Raw genomic sequence first — 21474 nt, 5'->3', positions numbered from 1 at the left:
GTGTCAGGAAGGGCCCCCTGCCAACGCCTGGTGCATGGCAGGGGGCCCTTCCTGACGTGCGCGGTCAGCGGCGGTCGCGCCGGTCGAAGTCCCGGTCGCGGCGCTCGCGCCGGTCGGCCCCGTCGAAGCGGCGCTCGCCGCCGCCGTCGCCGTCACGGTCCCGGCGTACGGTCGCCTTGCGGCCCTTGATGGTGCTGCCACGCAGCCCGGCGATCACCTCGTCGGCGACGCTCTGGGGCACCTCCACCAGCGAGAACCGGTCGGCGATCTCGATCGAGCCGATGTCCCGGCCGCTGACCCCGGTCTCGCCGGTGATCGCGCCCACCAGATCCTGCGGGCGGACCCCGGCGCGCCGGCCCAGCCCGATGAAGACCTGGGTGGTGCCGCCGGTGCGGGGCCGGGCACCGCCGCGGCGCTCGCCCCGGCCACCGGCCTCCGGCCGCCCCTCACGCGGGCCCCGGACGGGGACCTGGGGGATCTCCTCCTCGTCGTCCGAGCCCGGCGACGTCGCCTCGTGCGCCAGCTTCACCGCCGCGAGGGCCACCTCCACCAGGTCGAACTCGTCGGTCAACGACTCGACGATCGCCCGGTACGGGTCGAGGTCGTCCTCCAGCAGGCTCTCCCGCAGGGCGCCCTGGGTCAGCTCCAACCGCCGGGTGCGCATGTCCGCCACCGTCGGGATCTTGTCGATGGCGATGCGCTGGCCGGTGACCCGCTCGATGGTCTTGAGCATCCGGTGCTCGCGCGGTTCGGCGAGGGTGATCGCCACGCCCTCCCGCCCGGCCCGGCCGACCCGGCCGATGCGGTGCACGTACGACTCGGGGGCCGACGGGACGTCGTAGTTGACCACGTGGGTGAGCTGCTCGACGTCCAGGCCGCGGGCGGCCACGTCGGTGGCCACCAGCAGGTCCGCGGTGCCCGTGCGTAGCCGGCCCATCACCCGGTCGCGCTGCTCCTGGCTCATCCCGCCGTGCAGCGCCTCGGCCCGGTAGCCCCGGCCGTTCATGGTCTCGGTGAGCCGGTCGACCTCCTCGCGGCTGCGGCAGAAGACGATCGCCGCCGTGGGGGACTCGACGTCCAGCACCCGACCCAGCGCCGCCGGCTTGTGCGCCCGGGCGACGATGTACGCGCTCTGCCGCACCCGGGGCGCCTCGCCGGCCACCGGCTGCTCGCGGGCGATGAGGATGCGTACCGGGTCGGTCAGGTGCTTGCGGGCCAGCCCGTCGATGCGCGCCGGCATCGTCGCCGAGAAGAGCACCGTCTGGCGCTGCTCCGGCGCGTGCTCCAGGATCGCCTCGATGTCCTCGGCGAAGCCCATGTCGAGCATCTCGTCGGCCTCGTCGAGCACCACCGTGGCCAGGGAGCCCAGGTCGAGCGTGCCCCGGGCGATGTGGTCCAGCGCGCGGCCCGGGGTGGCGACCACGACGTCGACGCCGAGGTCCAGGGCGCGCAGCTGCCGGCCGATCGGCTGCCCGCCGTAGATCGGCAGCACCCGCGCGCCCAGGTCCTTGCCGTAGCGGTGGAACGCCTCGGAGACCTGCACCGCGAGCTCACGGGTGGGCACCAGCACGAGCGCCACCGGGGCGCCGCCGGGCCGGTCGTCGGGCATCCGCTGCAACAGCGGCAGCGCGAAGGCGGCCGTCTTGCCCGTACCCGTCGCGGCCTGGCCCAGCAGGTCCCGACCGGCCAGCAGGGGTGGGATGGCCTCCCGCTGGATCGGAGTGGGCTCCTCGTAGCCGAGGGCGTTCAGCGCGCCCAGCAACTCGGCGCGTAGTCCGAGGTCCGCGAAGGCGGTCGTGTCGTCGAGGGCGTCGGGGCCGGGCTCGGTGGGCGGGTCGTGCCGTACGGGTGCGGAACTCATGCCGTCAAGCTTTTCATCACCGCCGCGACGCCGTTTCGCCGACCGGCACAACGAGCACCCGCGCGGGTCCGGCGGGCGCCCGTCGCCGTGCTCCGGCGGGCTAGCCTGGCGGCGTGCGTACGGTCGAACTGGTCTGCTCGCCCGACCTGGAGGCCGCCGTGCGCGGCGCCTGGGAGCGGCTGGCCGCGGTGGGGTTGCCCAGCCTGGCCCGCAACGCCCACCCGACGAACCGGCCGCACCTGACCCTCGCCGCGGTCGACGAGTTCCCGCCCGGCGCGCAGCGGCGGCTGGCCGACCTGTTCGACGCGGCGCTGCCGCTGCCCGTGCGGCTGGACCGGATCGCGGTGCTCGACGGCAGCGCCCCGCTGGTGTGGCTGGTGCAGCCGTCGCCGGAGCTGACCGCCCTGCACGCGTCGGTGTGGGACGTCCTCGCCGCAGCCCCGGGACAGCGTCCCTGGCACGCGCCGGGGCACTGGCGCCCGCACCTGAGCTTGGCGCTGCGCTTCCGCGACGCCGACCGCCGGCTGGCCCGCGCGGTGGCGGGCGTCGACCGCCCCGACGGGGCCTTCGTCGCGGGGCGCAGCTACGACGGACAGAGCCGGACGGTCAGCCCGCTGGGCGGCGCCGACCGCCGCACGTGACCGCCGGGCGCCTGGAACGGGTCGGGCCCCCACCGGACGGTGAGGGCCCGATCGTGTGGGATCAGCGGTGGAAGCGCAGGTAGTCGAAGTGCGCGGTGACCGCCGGGTCGGCGCCGCCGTGCGCGACCAGCCCGATCCGGGGGGTGGTGTCGGCCGGGAAGGTCCACACCCCGCCCCACGTCCAGTTCCGCCCGTCCCGGCTGGAGCCGGCCCGGAACTCGTGCTCGCCGGTGGCCGGGTCGACCCGGTGCGCCAGCCGCAGCCAGGTGGTGGTCGCCGGGGTGCCGACGATGTTGCCGCCGTAGACCGGCTGGCCGGCGAAGGGCAGCTCGTAGCCGTACTCCACCTGCCTGGTGTTCCAGATCGCGACCTGCGTCAGCCGGGCGAAGCGGTCGTCGTCGACGTAGGCGACCAGCCCGGCCTGCTGGTAGTTGCGGACGGTCTCCTCGCCGAGGTCCAGGGTCACCTTCGTCTCCACGACGTAGTCGCCGCCCGGCGCGTCGCGCAGCAGCACGCCGGCGGTGTTGCCGGTGCCGGTCAGGTCGGCGCCCTGCACCGGCCAGCGCAGCGCCCCGCCGGACACGGTGGCCGCCGGGTCCGGCCGCACCCACCGCCACGCCGGGTCCAGCCCGCCGGTGAACTCGTCGGAGAACGCCGGCAGCAGGCGGCCCGCCCGCGGCTCGGCGACGGCGTGGCGCACCGGCCGGTGCAGGCGGGCGACGCTGACGTTGTCGAACCCGGCGGCCCCGCCGGTCGCGGTGAGCGTGAGCCGCCCGGCCACCGGCCGCGCCAGCCGCAGCGACACCACCGCCAGCTGGTCGCCGAGCCGGGCCGGGCTCAGCTCGGCCACCAGGTCCCGGCCGCGTACCTCGACGGCGAGGTGGTGCCCGGCCGCGGCGTCGAAGCCGGCGGGCAGCGGCGCGCTCGCGGTGCGCCCGCCGTCGGCGACGACCAGCCGGCCGGCGGCGGCGTCCACCCGCACCGAGACCCGGTCGCCGAGCGTGAGCCCCGCCGCCCCGGCGGCGGGAAGCCGCAGGTCGGCCTCCGCCCGCAGGTCCCCGCCCACGGTCGTACGGCTGGTCAGCGCGCCGCTGCCGGTGAGCCGGCCGTCGGCGACCCGCCAGTCCCCGGAGCCGCGTCGCCAGCCGGCCAGCCCGGCGTCGAAGCGCTCGTCCACCCGGCCGGTGGTGACCGGCGCGGGCCGCGGGCCCTCGGAGGGGCCGGCACCGGCGTTCACCGTCGGCCAGCCGTCGATCCAGTCGAGGCGGTCCAGCAGCATCGGCCGCTCGTTGACGCCGAACGGCTCGTCCAGGTACGGGTCGGCACGGTCGATCGCGTGGTAGACGATCCAGTCCTGGCCGGAGAGGTCGGTGACGAAGCCGTTGTGGCCGGTGCCGATCCACCGGTTGCCGTTCTGGGCGAGCACCGGCGTGCCGCCGGCCCGGGAGGCGGTCAGCGAGGTGCCGTCACGGTCGACGAACGGCCCGCGCGGGTCGCGGGACCGGCCGACGTGCACGGAGTAGCCGGTGGCCGGGCCGGCGCAGCAGTTGGCCGTCGAGGCGAACAGGTAGTACCAGCCGTCATGGCGTACCACGTGGCTGCCCTCGAACTTGTTGTCGACGGCGACCAGGGTGGGTGAGCCGACCGCGCGCAGCCCGTCGGTGGAGAGCTCGGTCACCGAGATGCCGCCGTAGTAGCTGCCGTGGTAGAGGTATTGCCTGCCGTCGACGTCGGTGAACTGGCTCGGGTCGATGGTCCACAGCCAGCCCCCGCCACCGCCGGGGCGGGGCGCGACCACGGGCTCGTCGGCGAAGGTCCACGGGCCGGTCGGAGTGGGCGCGGTGGCCGCCCCGACGGCGAAGTCACCCCCGTCGGGGGACACGGTCGTGTCGGTGACGGTCACGTACATGACCCAACGGTCGCCGATCCGGCGCACGTCGGGGGCCCAGAAGCCGGCCCCGGGAGCCGCGTACGCCGGGCGTTGGCCGGCGCCGAAGGCATCTCCGACGTACGTCCAGCCGACCAGGTCGGTTGAGCGGGCGATGGGGACCCCGTGGAACGTCCCCTCGCCCTCGCGCAGCGGGTCGGTGGTGCCGTACGCGTACCAGAAACCGTCCTCACCGCGGACGATCACAGGGTCGGCGAAGGTGTCGGCGAACCCGGCCGAGACGGGGTTGCGGTAGCGGGGCTCGGGTGCGGCGGCGGCCGGCGCGGACGCCGCCGCGGCCAGGACCAGACCGACGACGGCGGCGAGCGCCCCGGCGCGGCGGAGATGTCGCATCAGACCTGCCTCGGGTGCGAGATGTCGACCAGGATCGGTGCGTGTCCGTTTGTACAACGATGCATACAACGTTGTAAAGCCTCGACGGGCGTTCGGTGGGCGCCGAAGGGTGCCCGTGTCAGCATGGGGCGGTGACCACCGCCACCACGCGGGGCCGGGCCCTTGCCCGGCTCGCCACCCTGCTCGCCGACGACACCCGGGCCACCATCTGCCTGGCCCTGCTCGACGGCCGGGCGTGGACGGCCGGGGAGTTGGCCCGGCTCGCCGGCGTGGCACCCTCCACGGCCAGTGACCACCTCACTCGCCTGGTCCGGGGCGGCCTGCTGGTCGAGGAGCGGCAGGGCAGGCACCGCTACCTCCGGCTCGCCGGTCCCTCGGTCGCCCAACTCGTCGAGGACCTGGCCGGCCACGCCCCCGGTCGGCCGGAGCCGGCCCGCTCGCTGCGCGCCGCCCGCGCCGGCGCCGCCCTGGCGTACGCCCGCACCTGCTACGACCACCTGGCCGGACGCCTCGGGGTGCTGCTGCGCGACCGGCTGCTGGCGCGCGGGCTGCTCGACGACGCCGGCGGGCTGGCGCTGACCCCGGCCGGGCTGGGCTGGCTGGACGGGTTGGGGGTGCCCCTCGACCCGCTGCGGTCCGCGCGCCGCCCCCTCGTGCGCGACTGCCTGGACTGGACCGAGCGCCGCCCGCACCTGGCCGGTGCGCTCGGCGCGGCGCTGTGCGGCCGGTTCCTCGACGCGGGCTGGCTGGTCCGGGGCGGCGACCGGTCGCTCCGGCTGACCCCGGCCGGCGGCCCGGCGCTCGCTGCCGCGTTCGGCCTCGCCCCGGCCGACCTCGCGCCGGACGCGGCGCCGGACACCGGCGGCGGCCGCGCCTGACTGCCGCGATGGGCCCGAAGCGCGAGCCGCGCGACACGCCTGTTCCCGTCGGTCGGTGCGTCACGTGCGGGGTCTGTTCGGACGGCACGTCGAGGCCGGCCCTCGGGAGACCGGCGGTCTCGCGCCTTTCGCGTCGCACAACTGACGGTGATGATCGGGGATTGTTGCTGACCGTAGTGGTCGATGCTCCGGCCGCGTGGGTCCGTCGAAGCCCTTGCTCTGCACCCGTCGACGCACCATGCCTCTGAGCTGGCCTTTCCTGGCAACGTGCGCTCTGGGGGTGCACGCCCTTGCTTACATTCCGTAGCCGGTGCGTCCGGGCATGCAAAGCAAAGGGGTCGAGAGCTGCGGCATCCGCCCGGCGCGTCCGGGATCTTGGCACGCAAAGCCCGCCCCAGGGGCCCTCCCTTACCAAGATCTCCCGCCTCCCCGGGCAGCTCGGGGTCGATCACGCAATTGTGGTGTCCCGACAAGGTGCGATCCCGGACACGACGCCCACCACAACTGCATGATCGAAGCCGGCCTGCAGCGCCCCCGACGACGGCCGTGCACGCCTCCGACGACGGCCGTACGGATCACGAGGGCCACCGCCTGTCGTACGCGGAGCTGATTACGCTGAGTATCTGTCGGCAGTGTCAGCCCAGCGCTCCGACGCGGCGGCCGGTGGCGCGGCCGACGCGCCCTGGTGTCCACCGTGCTCGGCTGGTGCGAAGGCGCGGGTTCCGGTCCGCTCGGCCCGCGGGTCGTGGCGCCGCTCGTGCCCGGTGGCGGACGTTTCGGGGGCGGCCGAAGTGTCGCGGCCCTACCGTCGCCCGGTGACCGTCGACGACCTCGTGATCGCGCCCGCGCCCGACACCCCACCGTGCGGACCGCCCACCCGTCACCCCGACACCGGTTGGACGGTGACCCGCCACGCCGACGTGTGGGCGGTGCTCGCCGACCCGGCCTGTCAGGTGCCCGTCGCCCCGGGTGGGGCGCCCGGCACGCTGGCCTGGCTGCGCGGCACCGTCAGCCGGTTCAGCGCCCCGCACCGGCACCCGGCCCGCCGGGCCGCCGGGGTCGCCGCGCTGGCCGCGGTCGACCACGACGAACTGCGTGCCGCCGCGGCCCGGCTCACCGGGGAGGTGCTCGACCGTGCCGGCGACCGGCTGGAGGTGATGTCCGGGCTCGCGCGCCACGTACCGCTGCGGGTGCTGGCGGCGCGGCTCGGGCTCGCCGATCCGGTGGCGGCCGTGCCGGCGGTGACCGCCGTGGCGGCGGCCTACCACCCCGGCGCCGACGCGGCGCGGGTCGCCGCGGCCGACCGGGCGGTCTCGGCGCTGCTCGGGATGACGCCGCCGGGCCCGCCCGAGGCGGTGGCGAACCGGATCGGGCTGCTGGTGCAGGCATGCGACGCGACCGCCGGGCTGATCGGCGCCGCGACCGGCCACGGTCTGGCACTGCCCGCGACCGTGTCGACCGGCGACCTCGTCGCCGAGGTGCTCCGGCTCGACCCGCCGGTGCGGGGGACCCGGCGGGTCGCGGTCGCGCCGACACGGCTGGCCGGCCGCGACCTGGCGGCGGGCGAGGAGGTGCTGCTGCGCTTCGACGCCGCCAACCGGGATCCCGCTGCGCACGCCGACCCGGACCGGTTCACGCCCGGCCGGTCCGGCACGCCACTGACCTTCGGCGCGGGACCGCGCGGCTGCCCCGGCGAGCGGCACGCCGTGGCCCTGGCCACGGGGGTGGTGCGGGTGCTGCGCCACCGCTGCCGGACCGTGCCCGCCCCGCTGACCCACGAACCACACGCGCTGCTGCGCGTCCCGACGACGATCGACTTGGAGATCCGATGAACGAGCGCTGCGCCGCCTTCCACGCCCTGCACCACGCCGATCGGCCGCTGCTGCTGCCCAACGCCTGGGACCACGCAAGCGCCGCCGCGTTCGTCGCGCGCGGACATCAGGCGGTCGGCACCACGAGCCTCGGCGTAGCGGCGGCCGCGGGCCTGCCGGACGCGGCGGCGGCCACCCGGACCGAGAACGTCCGGCTGGCCCGGGCGTTGCGCAGGCTCCCGGTGCTGCTCAGCGTCGACGTGGAGGCGGGCTGCGAGGACGACCCGGCGGCCGTCGCCGACCTGGCGGCCGAACTGGCCGCCCTGGGCGTCGTCGGGATCAACATCGAGGACGGCCGCGCCGACGGCACCCTCGACCCGACGGAGCTGACGGCGGCCAAGGTGGCCGCCGTCAAGGCCGCGGTGCCGGACCTGTTCGTCAACGCCCGCACCGACACGTGGTGGCTCGGCACCCCCGATCCGCTGCCGCAGGCCCTCGCCCGGGCCCGTGCCTATGCGGCCGCCGGCGCGGACGGCATCTTCGTGCCCGCGGCGCCGGACACCGGGACGATCGGCGCGCTCGTCGCCGGCATCGACCTGCCCCTGAATGTGCTGCACCGGCCGGGCGGACCCACCCTCGCCGAACTGGGGGCGCTCGGCGTGGCCCGGGTCAGCACGGGCTCGCTGCTGTTCCGGGCCGCGCTCGGCGCCGCCCTGGACACCCTGGACGGCGTCCGGACCGGCGGCGGGGCGCACCCGGAACCGCCCTCGTACGCCGAGGTGCAGGGGTTGAGCGCGGCGTCCCGACCGTAGCGGTTCGTGCCCGGCCGCACCCCACGGCCATTCCTTAGGAGGAGATAAGAGGATTGTTCGGACTCATCCCGTCGCGCCTGATTACGGTGTGCCCAGGGCGATGCACACAGTGATGTCGTGACGGGAGAGAGGACCCGACCATGCGAGTGCCCAGCCGAAGCCCGGGACAGCAGCCCGGCTCCTCCGTCACACCCGCCGCCCCGGCCCGGCGGCGCGCGTTCTCCACCCCGACGCGGCCCGCCGCCGTGCCGGACCTCGACGCCTACCGGACGGCCGTGGCCGAGCTGCTGGTCGAGGTCGGCGCCCTGGCCGGCGCGTCCTGCACCGCCGCCCGGCAGGTGCTGATCGACGACCGGCTGCGCGAGCCCGCGATCGCCGCCGTGCTCGACGCCACCCCGCAGGGGCTCGTCGGCGCCCGTGAGACGCTGCTGCTGGAGATGGCCCGCTACCAGCCCAACGCGCGCAGCTCCGCCGCCGACCTCACCGCGCTGGTCCGGATCTACCTGCTCTCCCGCGTCGACGTGATGTGGTGGCGCGACACCCCGGCCTACCTCACCGACGCCCAGGTCGACGCCAGCCCCGAGCTGGTGGACCTGGAGTGGCTGCGCCGCCGGGACCTGCTGCGCTTCCGCTACACCGAGCAGCCGCGGACGCTGCTCCGCCGCGGGCTGCGGGCGGTGCGGCGCCGGCTGCGGCCCGACGCCACGCCGCGCACCGCCGGACTGCGGTTCCGGCGGGCCCGCCGCGAGATGGTGGCGCTGCTCAACGACATCGCCCGGCAGTTCGCCGCCAGCACCCCGCCCGCCACGCCGCCGCTGTGGGTGACCAGCCTGGTCCGCAGCGCCGAGCACCAGCACCGGCTGCGCCGACTCGGGTACGCGGCCATGATGCCCAGCGGGCACTGCCTCGGCTGGGCGGTCGACGTCGAGATGGAGTGGTTCGGCCGCTTCGGCGCGCGGGACACCCTGGCCGAGCTGTTGCTGGCCCGGCAGCGGGCCGGCGAGGTCAACGTGGTCGACGAGGGCCAGGCCTGGCACGTCTGCCTCGCGCCGGCGGCGCGGCGGCGGCTGCGCCGGGCGTACGAAGCCGAGATGGGGGTCTAGGCCGATGTGCGGCATCGCGTTGAGCCTCGGCCCCGAGGCCGATCCGACGATCTTCCGGCGGATGCTCGCCACCCTCGCCCCACGCGGCGAGGTCACCGAGACCCGCTACGAGAACGGCCTGCTCACCGGCACCCGTCGGCTGCCGATCGTGGACCGCGAACGCGCCGTGCAGCCGTGGGCCTCCGCCGACGAGCGGTGGCTGCTCTGCTACAACGGCGAGGTCTTCAACCACCCCGAGCTGCGCGCGGAACTGGTCCGGCTGGGACACCGCTTCCGCGGCACCGGCGACACCGAGGTGGTGCTCGCCGCGTTCCTGCAGTGGGGCGAGGGCATGGTGACCCGGCTGCGCGGCGAGTACGCCTTCGCCGTCGTGGAACAGGCCACCGGCCGGGCCTACCTGGTCCGGGACCCGCTCGGCGTCAAGCCGTTGTACTGGGCCCGGACGCCCGGCTGCCTGCACGTCGCCAGCGAGGTCAAGGCGCTGGTCGGGCACCGCGTGCCGATCGTCGAGGTGCCGCCCGGGCACCACGGCTGGGTCGAGCCCGACGGGCCGGTCCGGCTGCGCGCGTACGTCGATCTGCTCACCCTCGGCGACGGGCTGCCGGTGGTGGACGACCCGGACGAGGCCGCCCTGCTCGTCCGTGCCGCCCTCACCGACAGCATCCGGATGCGGGTGGACACCGACCTCACCGTGGGGGTGGTGCTCTCCGGCGGGCTGGACAGCTCGCTGGCCCTGCTGCACGTGCGCGAGATGCACCCCGACTGCGTCGCGGTCACGGTGGGCGTGCCCGACAGCCCCGACGTCGCGTACGCGCGGCGGCTCGCGAAGGACCTGGGGGTGCCGCACGAGGTGGTCGAGCTGCGCCCGCGCGACATCCGGCTGGCCGACATCCGGGAGGCCATCCGGATGTCCGAGCTGACCGAGTACGGCGACATCATCAACGCGGTGGTCACCGTGCCGCTGTTCCGGCGGCTGCGGGAGCTGGGCGTGAAGGTGGTGCTCACCGGCGACGGCTCCGACGAGCTGTTCGGCGGCTACCCGATGTACCACGAGGTCGGCCCCGAGGCGTCCCGCCGGCTCTTCCTGCACAAGATCCGCAACCTCTGCCGTACGGAGTTGCAGCGCGTCGACCGGGCCAGCATGGGTCACGGGGTTGAGGCCCGCGTGCCGTTTCTCGACCTGAGCCTGGTCGAGCTGGCGATGCGGCTGCCGATCGGGCTGAAGATGCGCGACGGACAGGAGAAGTGGATCGTCCGCCGGGCCTTCGCCGACCTGCTGCCCGACTACGTCCGTCGCCGGCCGAAGAACCCGATGTCGTACTCCTCGGGCCTGCACGAGCGGGCCCGGCTCTACAAGCCGCTCTTCGCCCGGCTGCACCGCTCGTTCGGCTACCACCTGCTCGAGCCGGTGCGCCGCGACTTCGACAGCGTGCTGACCCGGTGCGGCAACGACCTGGACCGGGCCATCGCCGACGGCCGGGCCCGGCCCGACTACACCGTCCTGGAGCACGCCCGCGACCTGGTGGGCGCGGCGAAGTGGAACGCCGCCCCGATGGTGCGCCGGCTGGTCGGGCCGCGCCGCACGCGCGGCGACGAGGCGCCGCTGCCCGGTTGACCGCGCGCCACGTACCCCTCGCGTCGTCGGCCGGGGCGCGCCACCCACCTCTCGCGTCGCCAGCCGGGGCGCGCCTCGCGACCGGGGACGCCTCCCGCTCGGTGCGGATCAACCCGGGCGCTCGCGGGTAGTGGTCCGGGCATGGCGGGACTGGACGTGATGGTGGTCGGGCAGGTGGCGCGGGACCTCGTACTGCGGGTGGACGAGGTGCCGGAGGCCGGCGGGACCGCCCCGGTACGGCGACGGCGCGAGCTGCTCGGCGGCAAGGGGGCCAACCAGGCCGTCGGGCTGGCGCAGCTCGGCGCCGCCGTCGGTCTGCTCGGGGTGGTCGGTGACGACGAGGTGGGGGAGCGGCTGCTGGCGCTGGCGCGGGCCGACGGCATCGACGTCCAGTGGGTACGGCGCCGGCCCGGCACCCCGACCGCGCTCATCGTCGACGTGGTGGACGCCGACGCCGACTGGCGCTACCTGGAGGACGTGCCCGAGGCCACCCTGCTCACCTGCGACGACGTCGCCGGGGCGGCATCCGCGCTGCGGGGCGCGCGGGCCGTACTGGTGCAGCTTCAGCAGCCGGCTCGGGCCGCCCTGGCCGCGGCCCGGACCGCCCGGGAGGCTGGCCGGCTGGTCGTGCTCGACGGCGCACCGACCGACGCGGCCGACGCCGACGCGCTGCTCGCCCTCGCCGACGTGCTGCGGGCCGACGCGCAGGAGGTGGAGCTGCTCACCGGCCACGCGCCGCGCGACGCCGAGGCGGGGCTCGCCGCCGGGCGCGGGCTGCTGCGTCGCGGCCCGTCGCTGCTGGCCGTCGAGGTGGCCGGGAAGGGCAACGCGTTCGTCTGGCCGGACGGTGAGCTGTTCGTGCCGTTGAGCGAGACGCCCACCGTGGACGACACCGGCGCCGGGGACGCCTTCGTCGCCGCGCTGACCCTCGGCGTGCTGCGCGGCGAGCCCCGGGAGCGGGTCGCCCGGCACGCGGTCGCGGCGGCCGGCGCGACCGTCGGGCATCCGGGCGGCCGGCCCGCGCTGACGCCGGAGGCGCTCCGCGCGCAGCTCGACCGGATCCCGGCCACGTGACGGGCGGTCACTTCCCTCCGGGCGGTGGCGACGGACGGTTTGTCCACCCAGGAGGGTTTTCCGCCTCCGGGGCCCGGGTATCCCGGTGGCCAGACCGAGAGGCGGGTGACTGACATGAAGCGCAACCAGTACCACGTCGTACCGAACGACGGCGGCTGGAAGGTCGAGCAGGGCAACCAGGTCGTCGGCACGTTCGACACCAAGCAGCTCGCCGTCGAGGCGGGGCGTCGGGCGGCGCACGGCAACGAGCCGAGCCAGCTCGTCGTGCACACGTCCGACGGCAAGATCGAGACGGAGTACACCTACCAGGACGACCCGTACCCGCCGGCCGGCTGACCGGCGCGTCCACGCTGGACACGAACGGGCCCGACCCCCGTGGGGTCGGGCCCGTCGGCGCGTTGCGACTACCAGCTCAGGTAGCTGGGCTGGGTCTGCACGTTCAGCTCGCGGTAGCGGACGAGGTTCGCCGTCCAGGTCCGCCAGTCGGTCAGCTTGAGGACGTCGAAGCCCTTGGCCATGTCGTTGGAGTAGATGTAGCCGTTGTAGTGGTAAGCCGACCAGGAGCCGCCGCCGACGAGCCGGTCGATCGAGATCGGACCCCGCTCCCAGAACGCGATCTCCTGCGGGTTGGCCGAGTCGGTGAAGTCCCAGACGGAGATGCCGCCCTGGTACCACGCCTGGACCATGATGTCGCGCCCGAGCACCGGGATCAGCGAGCCGTTGTGCGCCACGCAGTTCTCGGTGTCGGCGTTCATCCGGGGGATCTTGTAGTAGCTGCGGAAGACCATCGTCCGGGCGTCGCCGCGACCCGTGATGTCGTAGATGGCGTTGGCGCCCCGCTCCGGTCCGACGGCCTCGTTGCAGGTGGCCGCGCTGCCGCCGCCCAGCTCGTCGGTGAAGACCACCTTGGTGCCGGCGTTGTTGAACGTGGCCGAGTGCCAGAACGCGAAGTTGACGGTGTCCCGGACCCGGTTGATCAGCCGGGGGGCCTCCCGGTCCGAGATGTCCATCAGCACGCCGTCGCCCATGCACGCGCCCGCGGCGAGGTTCTTCTCCGGGTACGCCGTGATGTCGTGGCAGCCGGTGGTCGCCGAACCGCCGGGCCGGCCCTCGTAGCCGCCGTCCGGGAAGAGGTTCGGGGTGGCCACCACCGCCGCGTCCGTGGGCGACTTCACCGGCACCTTCACGATGGAGATGGAGTCGTGCGGGGGCTGGCAGTCGGGGAACTCCGCCCGGGGGCTGTACGAGGAGACGTACAGGTAGACGGCCTTGCGGTCCTTGCCCGGCACCAGGGTGTGGGTGTGCGACCCGCAGGCCGTCTCCACCGCCTTGACGTAGCGGGGGTTGGCCTTGTCGCTGATGTCGAAGACCTTGATGCCCTCCCAGGACGCCTTCTCCGTCGCCGGCGCGCTGGTGCTGTTGCAGGAGTCGTCGCTGCGGGAGGAGTCGGTGGAGAGGAACAGCAGGTCACCGTGGACGGAGATGTCGTTCTGCGATCCGGGGCAGTACACCTGCGACACCACCGTCGGCGCGGTCGGCCGGGAGATGTCGTAGACGACGAAGCCGTTGTAGTTGCCGGCGAAGGCGTAGCGGCCCTGGAAGGCGAGGTCGCTGTTGGTGGCGTTCAGCGGAGCCTGCTTCGGCAGGTTGGCGACCTGCCGGAGGTTGGGGCTGCTGACGATCTCGTCGACGCCCGGGATGGCGTTGGTGGTGTCCGCCGTGCCCGAGGGAGCGGACTGCGCCGCCGCGCCGGCGGTTCCCGGCGTGGCGGTGGCGACGCTGGCGAGGAGTAGACCGGCCGCGGCCAGGCTCACGGTGGTGAGCCGCCTGGCCCGCAAGGTGCGGAAACTGGTCATCGGCGACGTCCTTCGCAAGGGGATGACGATGGTGCACACCTTACAGTCCAAAGAGTTCCATCAATGTGACCTAAGTCACATCCAAGCCTGTTCATCGATGGATAGCATCGCCATGACCTCTACCGGGGGGAGTGGCCCGTGACCAACCCGCGCGCGCGGATCCTCGCCGTCGTCACAGCCGCGTGTCTGCTGACGGTGGCGGTCGTCCTCCTGTCCCGTTCCGCCGGCGGCCCGACCGCGGTGCCGGCGGGACAGGCCGCCGCCCCGACGTCCGCCCCGGCCGGTCCGAGCCGACCCGCGGTGATCGTGCCCGGTCGGCCCGGCGAGACCGCCGAGGTCCGGCCCGCCGAGGAGCTGCGCGACGCCACCGCGGCCCGACACAACTCGATGGACGTCTGGTTCGTCCGGATGATGATCCCGCACCACGCCCAGGCGCTCGATATGGCGGACTTGGCCGGTGACCGCGCCGGCAACCCGGCCCTGCGCGCCCTCGCCGAGCGGATCCGGGCCAGCCAGGGCCCCGAGATCGGCCTGATGCGGGGCTGGTTGCAGGCGCGCGGGCTCTCCACCGAGGTGGCCGGGCACGACCACGACGGCATGCGGGGCATGCAGACGCCCGAGGCCATCCGGCAGCTCGCGGCGGCGCGGGGCGCCGAGTTCGACCGGCTCTTCGTGCGGATGATGACGGAGCACCACCAGGGCGCGGTCCAGATGGCCACGGACCTGCTCAAGGTCGGCGCCGACCTCACCCTGTCGGAGTTCGCCAACTCCGTCGCCACCGAGCAGACCGTCGAGATCGACCGGATGCGCGAACTGCTGGCCTGACCCGGTCGGGCGGCCCGGCCCCGGCCTCGGGGCGGAGTGACCCCCTGACCTGCGGCACGTACGCTGGGTGACCGTGAACCGCGCGATTCTCGGCCACCCCCTGCGCGGCGTCGCCTTCGACGCCTTCGTCTCCGCCACGGTGGCGCTCCTCGGCCTCGCCGGCATGGCGAACCAGCCCGGCGGTGGCAGGGCCACCCTGGTCGGGACCGCGATGGCGGTGGCGCTGCTGTTCCGCCGGGCCCACCCGTCGGCGGTCGCCGCCGTGGTGGCCGCCCTCGCGATGGTGCAGGTCGTCGCCGGGTGGGGGCCGCTGCCCTTCGACATCGCGGTGCTGATCGCCCTCTACAGCGTCATCAAGTACGCCGACCGGCTCCGCGACGGGGTCCTCGCCGGGATCGGCGCCGCCGTCGGGGTGGTGCTCGCCGGCCTCCAGACCTCGGGAGCCATCGCCTGGTGGGCGGCGGCCATCTACTACGGGCTGGTCACCGGGGCGGTCTGGCTGGTCGGGCTGAACGTGCGCACCCGCCGGCTCTACGTGTTCAGCCTGGAGGAGCGGGCCGCCACCCTGGAGCGGGAACGCGAGGCGGAGGCGCGCGCCGCGGTCGCGGAGGAACGCACCCGCATCGCCCGGGAACTGCACGACGTGGTGGCGCACAGCATGGCGGTGATGATCGTGCAGGCCGACGGGGCGCGGTTCACGCTCGACCGGGACCCGGAGACCGCCCGCCAGGCGGTGAAGGTGGTCGCCGACACCGGCCGGCAGGCGCTGGAGGAGATGCGCCGGCTGGTCGGCGTACTGCGGGAGCCCGACGCGCAGGCCGGTTCCGGCGCGGCCGGTGCGCCCGGCGCGGCCGGTGCGCCCGGCGAGGCCGGGGCGACCGCCGACCCGGCGCACCGCCGGTTGGCGCTGGCGGAGTTGCCCGCCCTGCTCGACCGGTTCCACGCCGCCGGCCTCCGAACCCGGCACGCGGTCACCGGGGAGCCGGCGCCGATGCCGCCCGGGCTGGAACTGACCGTCTACCGGGTGGTGCAGGAGGGGCTGACCAACGCCCTGAAGCACGCCGGGGTCGGCGCCGACGTCGAGGTCACCGTCGCGCACGCTGGCGACGCCGTGGTGGTCCGGGTGGTCGACGACGGGCGCGGCCGGCCGCCGGTCAGTCCCGCGCCGTCCGGCGGGCACGGCCTGGTGGGCATGCGCGAGCGGGTCGGCGTGTACGACGGCAGCCTCACCGCGGGCCCCCGGCTCGCCGGGGGCTGGCAGGTCGAGGCGCGGCTACCGCTACCGTCGACGTCCCCGACGACGGAGGTGACGGCGGCATGACGGTCCGCGTGGTGATCGTGGACGACCAGGCGCTGGTCCGTGCCGGCTTCCGGATGGTGCTGGGCTCCCAGCCGGACCTGGAGGTCGTCGGCGAGGCGATCGACGGGGCCGACGCCCTGCGGCTGCTGACCCGCGTCGAGGCCGACGTCGTGGTGATGGACGTGCGGATGCCGACCATGGACGGGGTGGAGGCGACCCGCCGGATCTGCCGGGACCGTCCCGCCGGACCGCCCCGGGTGCTGGTGCTCACCACCTTCGACACCGAGGCCGACGCCTTCGCCGCGCTCCAGGCGGGCGCCAGCGGCTTCCTGCTCAAGAACGTCCCGCCCGAGGAGCTGCTGGCGGCCATCCGGGTGGTCGCCCGGGGCGACTCGGTGGTCGCCCCGCCCATCACCCGGCGGCTGCTCGACCGGTTCGCCGGCCGGCTCGGCCCCGGGCCCGCCGAGGACCCCCGGATCGGCCAGCTCACCGAACGCGAGCGGGAGATCCTCCTGCTGGTGGCGCAGGGCCTCTCCAACGCGGAGATCGCCGCCCGGGTGCACGTCGCCGAGGCCACCGTGAAGACGCACGTCGGGCGGATCCTCGCCAAGCTCCAGCTCCGCGACCGGGTGCAGGCCGTGGTGCTGGCGTACGAGACGGGGCTGGTCACCCCCGGCGGCTGAGCCGGTCTACGACCCAGGTCGTACGGGCCCACCCCGTCAGGGGCTCCCGAGGTCGCAGCGGGATCACCACGCGCGGGTGGACGCGGCCGGACCGGCGGCGCCCATAGCGTCGGAGACGTCCCAGCCACGATCTCCACGGGGAGCTCCACGTGTCCGTCGCACCTCCCGCGCACGCCACCGCCGGCGTCGCGGTCACCGCCCGCGGCCTGTCCAAGCGGTACGGCGCCGGCCAGGCCGCCGTCGTCGCCCTCGACGGGGTCGACGTCGACTTCGCCGCCGGCCGGTTCACCGCCATCATGGGCCCCTCCGGCTCCGGGAAGTCCACCCTCATGCACTGCCTCGCCGGCCTGGACCGGCCCACCTCCGGCAGCGTGCGCATCGGCGACGCCGACCTCGCCGGCCTCGACGACAAGCGGCTCACCCTGCTGCGCCGCGACCGGGTCGGCTTCGTGTTCCAGAAGTTCAACCTGCTGCCGGCGCTGACCGCCGAGGAGAACATCGTGCTGCCCCTGGCGATCGCCGGCCGGCGGCCGGAGCCGGCCTGGCTGCGCCAGGTCGTCGCCGCCGTGGGGCTCACCGACCGGCTGCGCCACCGTCCCGCCGAGCTCTCCGGCGGCCAGCAGCAGCGGGTGGCGGTCGCCCGCGCCCTGATCACCAAGCCGTGGGTGATCTTCGCCGACGAGCCGACCGGCAACCTGGACTCCCACTCCGGCGCCGAGGTGCTGCGCCTGCTCCGCGAGGCCGTCGACACCCTCGGCCAGACGGTGATCATGGTGACCCACGACCCGTCGGCCGCCGGGCACGCCGACCGGGTGGTCTTCCTCGCCGACGGCCGGCCGGTACGCGACCTCACCGCGCCGACCGCCGAGCGCGTGCTCGACGCGCTCGCCGGCCTCGACCCGGCGCGCGTACCGGCCGCCGGCCGCGAGGCGGTGACCCGGTGATCAGGACGACCCTGCGCCAGCTCCGCGCCGAGGCACTGCGCCTGATGCTCTCCTCGCTGGCCATCGTGCTCGGCGTCGCGTTCATCGCCGGCACGCTGATCTTCGTCGACGGGATGCGCACCGGCGCGTACGAGCGGGCCGGGGCGTTCGACAGGCACACCGACCTCGCCGTCCACTCCACCACCGACGACCCGTTGCCGGCCGCGCTGGTCGAGAAGGTGCGCTCCGTCGACGGGGTCGCCGCCGCCGAGGGGGAGCTGCTCGGCTCCGGCGGCGTCGTCGGCGCCGACGGTCGACCCGTGCTCGGCTACGCCGTCCTCGCCGCCATCCCCGTCGACGAGGCGCTGCGCTCGTACGACGTGGTGGCCGGCCGGCTGCCCGACCGCCCCGGCGAGGTGGTGCTGGACGCGCCCACCGCAGCGGAGGAGGGCTTCGCCCTCGGCGCGCCCGTACGTGTCGGCGGCGGCGGGGGAGCGGCCCGCCCGTACACGCTTGTCGGCACGGTCGACGTGGCCGGCACCGCCCGCGACGTCGGCGGTCCGTTCATCGGCCTGGTCGGCGCGGCCGCCCTCGCGGTGACCGGCCAACGCGGCTACGACCGGATCATGGTGGCCGCCCGGCCGGGCACGACCGACGAGGCGCTGGCCGGACGGGCCGCCGAGGCCGTCGGCGCCGGCGCGACCGTCAAGACCCGGCAGCGGATCCTCGACGACGCCGTGACCGACGCGGTCCGCGACCTCCAGCAGTTCAACATGGCGCTGCTGACCTTCGCCGGGGTCGCGGTCGTGGTCGCCGGGTTCGTCATCGCCAACACCTTCGCGATCGTGCTGGCGCAGCGGACCCGGCGGACCGCGCTGCTGCGGCTGGTCGGCGCGACCCGGGGCCAGCTGTTCCGCGCCGCGCTGCTGGAGGCCGCGCTGCTCGGGCTGGCCGCCTCCGCGGCCGGCGTGCTGATCGGCGTCGTCCTGGCCGGCGGCATGAACCAGGTGATGGTGCGGCTCGACGCGCCGGCCCCCGGCGGGCTCACCGTCACCGCGTCGACCGTGCTGGTCAGCCTGCTCCTCGGCACGGCGATCACGATGGGCGCCGCCCTGCTGCCCGCGTGGCGGGGCATCCGGATCGCCCCGGTCGCCGCGCTCACCGACGCGGCCGTCCAACCCGCCCGGGGCGCCGGCCGGCTCCGGCTGACCGTCGGCGCGCTGGTCTTCGCCGCTGGGATCGCCGCGCTGGTCGGCGCCGCGTACGCCGTCCAGGTGGTGCTCGTGGCCGCCGGTGGCGTGCTCACCTTCTTCGGCGTCGTGCTCTTCGGCCCGGTGCTCGTGCCGGCGCTCGTCCGGGTGCTGGGGTGGCCGGCCCGCCGGCTGTTCGGCGCCACCGCCGGCCTGGCCGTGGCGAACGCCGTACGCAATCCGCGCCGGATCGCCGCGACCGCCACGGCCCTGGTGATCGGGATCGGTCTGGTGTCGGCCTTCGTGGTCGGCGCCCGCAGCACCAAGGACGGCATCGAGCGCAGCGTGGACGCCGAGATCGGGGTCGACTGGCTGGTCACCGGGATCGGCGGGAGCCTGCCGGCGCCACTCGTGGCCGAGCTGCGCGCCCGGCCCGAACTGGCGGTGGTGCACGAGCGGCGCGGCGCCGTCGCCGCCGGCGTGCAGATCCAGGCCGCGCACCCCGCCCTGGTGGCCCGGACGCTGACGGGCGTCGTGGCGGGGGACGTCGACCGGCTGGGACCCGGGTGGGTGCTGGTGCACCGGGAGCTGGCCGAGGCCCGGGGCTGGACGACCGGCTCCACCGTCACCGTGCGCGGCCGGTCGTTGCGGGTGGCCGCGGTCGTCACCGCCGACGGACCGGCACTCGCCGGCAGCGCCGTCCCCGACGGTCACGTGATCGACGTGGTGGACGCCGACTTCGCCGCGCTCTTCCCCGACGAGCGGGGCTTCCTGGCCGAGATCGACCCCGCCGACGGGGTCTCCGCCGATCGGGCCCGGGCCGCCGTCGAGTCGGTGGTCGCCCGGTATCCGACGGCCAACCTGATGGACCAGGGCGCGTACAAGAAGATGCTCACCGCCACGGTCGACATGCTGCTCGCCCTCGTCACCGCGCTGCTGGGCCTGGCCGTGGTGATCGCGCTGGTCGGGGTCGCCAACACGCTGAGCCTGTCGGTGGTGGAACGGACCCGGGAGAACGCCGTGCTGCGGGCGGTCGGCCTGACCCGGGGGCGGATGCGCGCCATGCTGGCCGTCGAGGCGGTGCTGACGGCGCTTGTCGGCGCGCTGCTCGGGGTGGGCCTCGGCACCGGCGTCAGCGCCGCCGCGATGGCCCTGCTGGCCAGGATCAGCGGCGACTTCGCGGTGGTGCTGCCGGTGGGGCAGCTGGGTCTGATCCTCGGGGTCGCGGTGGTGGCCGCCCTGGTCGCCTCGGTGCTGCCGGCGCGCCGGGCGCTGTCCCGGCCGGTGGTCGAGGCGCTCGGCGACCAGTGACAGCCGCCGGCCGGTCCCGTCGCCCGTCCGGGTGCCGGGACCGGCCAGCGGTGCCGGGCCTACAGGCGTTCCACCACCGGGCCGGCACACCGGTTGCGGGTGTCGAAGACGTACCGGGCGTGCCGGGTCACCAGGTCGTAGTCGAAGTCGTCGTGGTCGGTGACCACCACCACCGCGTCCGCCGCGCGCACCTCCCGCTCGGTCAGCTCCACCACGAGCACGCCGCCCGGGATCTGGTGCGGCTCCGCGTACGGCTCCACCGCCCGGACGTCCGCGCCGAGGGCCTGCAGGCGCTGGGCCACGTCGACGGCGGGGGAGTCCCGCATGTCACCGGTGTTCTTCTTGTACGCCAGCCCGAGCAGCAGCAGCCGGGCCCCGCTGACGGCGCGACCGGCCCGGTTCAGCCCGTTCATGACCCGTCGGGCCACGTGCTCGGGCATCTCGTGGTTGACGTCGTTGGCCAGCTCGATGAACCGGAACTGCCGCCCGAGGCGCCGCTTGACCTGCCAGGACAGGTAGCACGGGTCGATCGGCAGGCAGTGCCCGCCGACGCCCGGGCCGGGCCGGAACGGCATGAAGCCGAACGGCTTGCTCTCCGCCGCCTCGATCGCCTGCCAGACGTCGATGTCGAGGTGGTGGGAGAGCATCGTCAGCTCGTTGATCAGGGCGATGTTCACCTGGCGGAACGTGTTCTCGATCAGCTTGGTCAGCTCCGCCACCCGGGTGGAGTCCACCGGCACGGTCCGTTCCACGAGCCGGCGGTAGAACCCGTCCACCCGGGCGAGGGCGACCGCGTCCATCCCGGAGACCACCTTCGGGGTGTTCTCCAGGCGCCAGGTCGGGTTGCCCGGGTCGATCCGCTCGGGGCTGTAGCCCAGGTGGAAGTCGCCCGGGCTGAGCAGCCCGCTGGCCGACTCCAGCAGCGGGCGCAGCAGCTCCTCCGTGGTGCCGGGATAGGTGGTGGACTCCAGGATCACCGTGCAGCCCGGCCGCACGTACGGGCCGATGCCCGCGCCGGCCTGCTCCACGAAGCTGAGGTCGGGCGTGCCGTCGCGCAGCGGCGTGGGCACCGTGATCACGCAGATGTCGAAGCCCTCCGCGTCGGTGTACGCCGTGCTCGGCCGGTACCGGCCGCTGCCCAGCGCGCGACCCAGCCGGTCGGCGGGGATGTCCTCGACGAACGACTCACCCGACGCGAGCCGCTTGATCCGGTCGGCGTCGACGTCGAGGCCGACCACCTCCAGGGCCGCCGAGACGGCGCCCAAGGCCCCCGGCAGGCCCACCGATACCAGGCCCCTGACGACCAACAA

The 21474-nt window shown here is 75.0% G+C and carries 17 protein-coding genes; 13 read left to right on the top strand and 4 right to left on the bottom strand.

Going from position 1 to position 21474, the window contains the following annotated elements; genetic code table 11:
* Nucleotides 1–64: 64 nt before the first annotated feature.
* Nucleotides 65–1861, bottom strand: coding sequence for a DEAD/DEAH box helicase (locus AB0B83_RS00085; protein WP_357576238.1), 1797 nt, complete (start codon nt 1859–1861; stop codon nt 65–67).
* 113 nt (nt 1862–1974) lie between these two features.
* Between AB0B83_RS00085 and AB0B83_RS00080 the strand changes: the two genes are divergently transcribed.
* On the top strand, nt 1975–2502 hold the full coding sequence (locus tag AB0B83_RS00080; protein ID WP_357576237.1) for a 2'-5' RNA ligase family protein: 528 nt from the start codon (nt 1975–1977) through the stop codon (nt 2500–2502).
* Nucleotides 2503–2563: 61 nt separating this feature from the next.
* Here the strand turns inward: AB0B83_RS00080 and AB0B83_RS00075 are convergent, their stop codons facing one another.
* On the bottom strand, nt 2564–4783 hold the full coding sequence (locus AB0B83_RS00075) for a family 43 glycosylhydrolase (protein ID WP_357576236.1): 2220 nt from the start codon (nt 4781–4783) through the stop codon (nt 2564–2566).
* A gap of 131 nt (nt 4784–4914) precedes the next feature.
* Between AB0B83_RS00075 and AB0B83_RS00070 the strand changes: the two genes are divergently transcribed.
* From AB0B83_RS00070 to AB0B83_RS00040, 7 genes are all read left to right on the top strand, one after another.
* A complete protein-coding gene (locus tag AB0B83_RS00070; protein WP_357576235.1) occupies nt 4915–5661 on the top strand; it encodes a winged helix-turn-helix domain-containing protein in 747 nt (248 codons plus the stop codon).
* Nucleotides 5662–6476: 815 nt separating this feature from the next.
* A complete protein-coding gene (locus tag AB0B83_RS00065; RefSeq protein WP_357576234.1) occupies nt 6477–7493 on the top strand; it encodes a cytochrome P450 in 1017 nt (338 codons plus the stop codon).
* Nucleotides 7490–8284: an isocitrate lyase/phosphoenolpyruvate mutase family protein gene (locus tag AB0B83_RS00060; protein WP_357576233.1), complete on the top strand. Its 795-nt coding sequence runs from the start codon at nt 7490–7492 to the stop codon at nt 8282–8284. The genes AB0B83_RS00065 and AB0B83_RS00060 overlap by 4 nt, the downstream gene beginning before the upstream one ends.
* Nucleotides 8285–8424: 140 nt before the next feature.
* Complete coding sequence (locus AB0B83_RS00055) at nt 8425–9387, top strand: DUF5715 family protein (RefSeq protein WP_357576232.1); 963 nt, start codon at nt 8425–8427, stop codon at nt 9385–9387.
* 4 nt (nt 9388–9391) lie between these two features.
* Nucleotides 9392–11002 (top strand): asparagine synthase-related protein, encoded by a 1611-nt coding sequence (locus AB0B83_RS00050; RefSeq protein WP_357576231.1) that lies wholly within the window; start codon nt 9392–9394, stop codon nt 11000–11002.
* Nucleotides 11003–11143: 141 nt separating this feature from the next.
* On the top strand, nt 11144–12076 hold the full coding sequence (locus AB0B83_RS00045; protein WP_357576230.1) for a PfkB family carbohydrate kinase: 933 nt from the start codon (nt 11144–11146) through the stop codon (nt 12074–12076).
* A 114-nt stretch (nt 12077–12190) separates the two neighbouring features.
* Nucleotides 12191–12412 (top strand): DUF2188 domain-containing protein, encoded by a 222-nt coding sequence (locus AB0B83_RS00040; RefSeq protein WP_225852266.1) that lies wholly within the window; start codon nt 12191–12193, stop codon nt 12410–12412.
* A 68-nt stretch (nt 12413–12480) separates the two neighbouring features.
* Here AB0B83_RS00040 and AB0B83_RS00035 read toward each other — a convergent pair whose 3' ends face one another.
* Nucleotides 12481–13932, bottom strand: coding sequence for a hypothetical protein (locus AB0B83_RS00035; protein WP_357576229.1), 1452 nt, complete (start codon nt 13930–13932; stop codon nt 12481–12483).
* Between the two features lie 138 nt (nt 13933–14070).
* Here AB0B83_RS00035 and AB0B83_RS00030 point away from each other — a divergent pair, with 138 nt between their 5' ends.
* The 5 genes from AB0B83_RS00030 to AB0B83_RS00010 all read left to right on the top strand — a co-directional run bounded on the left by AB0B83_RS00030 (nt 14071) and on the right by AB0B83_RS00010 (nt 20164).
* On the top strand, nt 14071–14757 hold the full coding sequence (locus tag AB0B83_RS00030; RefSeq protein WP_357576228.1) for a DUF305 domain-containing protein: 687 nt from the start codon (nt 14071–14073) through the stop codon (nt 14755–14757).
* Between the two features lie 67 nt (nt 14758–14824).
* Nucleotides 14825–16078 carry a histidine kinase gene (locus AB0B83_RS00025; protein WP_357576227.1) on the top strand — a complete coding sequence of 418 codons (1254 nt, stop codon included), beginning with the start codon at nt 14825–14827 and terminating at the stop codon, nt 16076–16078.
* Nucleotides 16075–16740 (top strand): response regulator transcription factor, encoded by a 666-nt coding sequence (locus tag AB0B83_RS00020; protein WP_357576226.1) that lies wholly within the window; start codon nt 16075–16077, stop codon nt 16738–16740. The genes AB0B83_RS00025 and AB0B83_RS00020 overlap by 4 nt, the downstream gene beginning before the upstream one ends.
* 149 nt (nt 16741–16889) lie before the next feature.
* A complete protein-coding gene (locus AB0B83_RS00015) occupies nt 16890–17684 on the top strand; it encodes an ABC transporter ATP-binding protein (RefSeq protein ID WP_357576225.1) in 795 nt (264 codons plus the stop codon).
* Nucleotides 17681–20164: an FtsX-like permease family protein gene (locus tag AB0B83_RS00010; RefSeq protein WP_357576224.1), complete on the top strand. Its 2484-nt coding sequence runs from the start codon at nt 17681–17683 to the stop codon at nt 20162–20164. Before AB0B83_RS00015 ends, AB0B83_RS00010 begins: the two co-directional genes overlap by 4 nt.
* Nucleotides 20165–20223: 59 nt before the next feature.
* Here AB0B83_RS00010 and AB0B83_RS00005 read toward each other — a convergent pair whose 3' ends face one another.
* Complete coding sequence (locus AB0B83_RS00005; RefSeq protein ID WP_357576223.1) at nt 20224–21474, bottom strand: nucleotide sugar dehydrogenase; 1251 nt, start codon at nt 21472–21474, stop codon at nt 20224–20226.

The sequence above is a fragment of the Micromonospora sp. NPDC049060 genome, assembly GCF_040649055.1.
In the GTDB taxonomy this organism is placed as follows: domain Bacteria; phylum Actinomycetota; class Actinomycetes; order Mycobacteriales; family Micromonosporaceae; genus Micromonospora; species Micromonospora reichwaldensis.
Note: the sequence above shows the minus strand (reverse complement) of the source record. Positions and strands in the feature narration are given on the sequence as shown.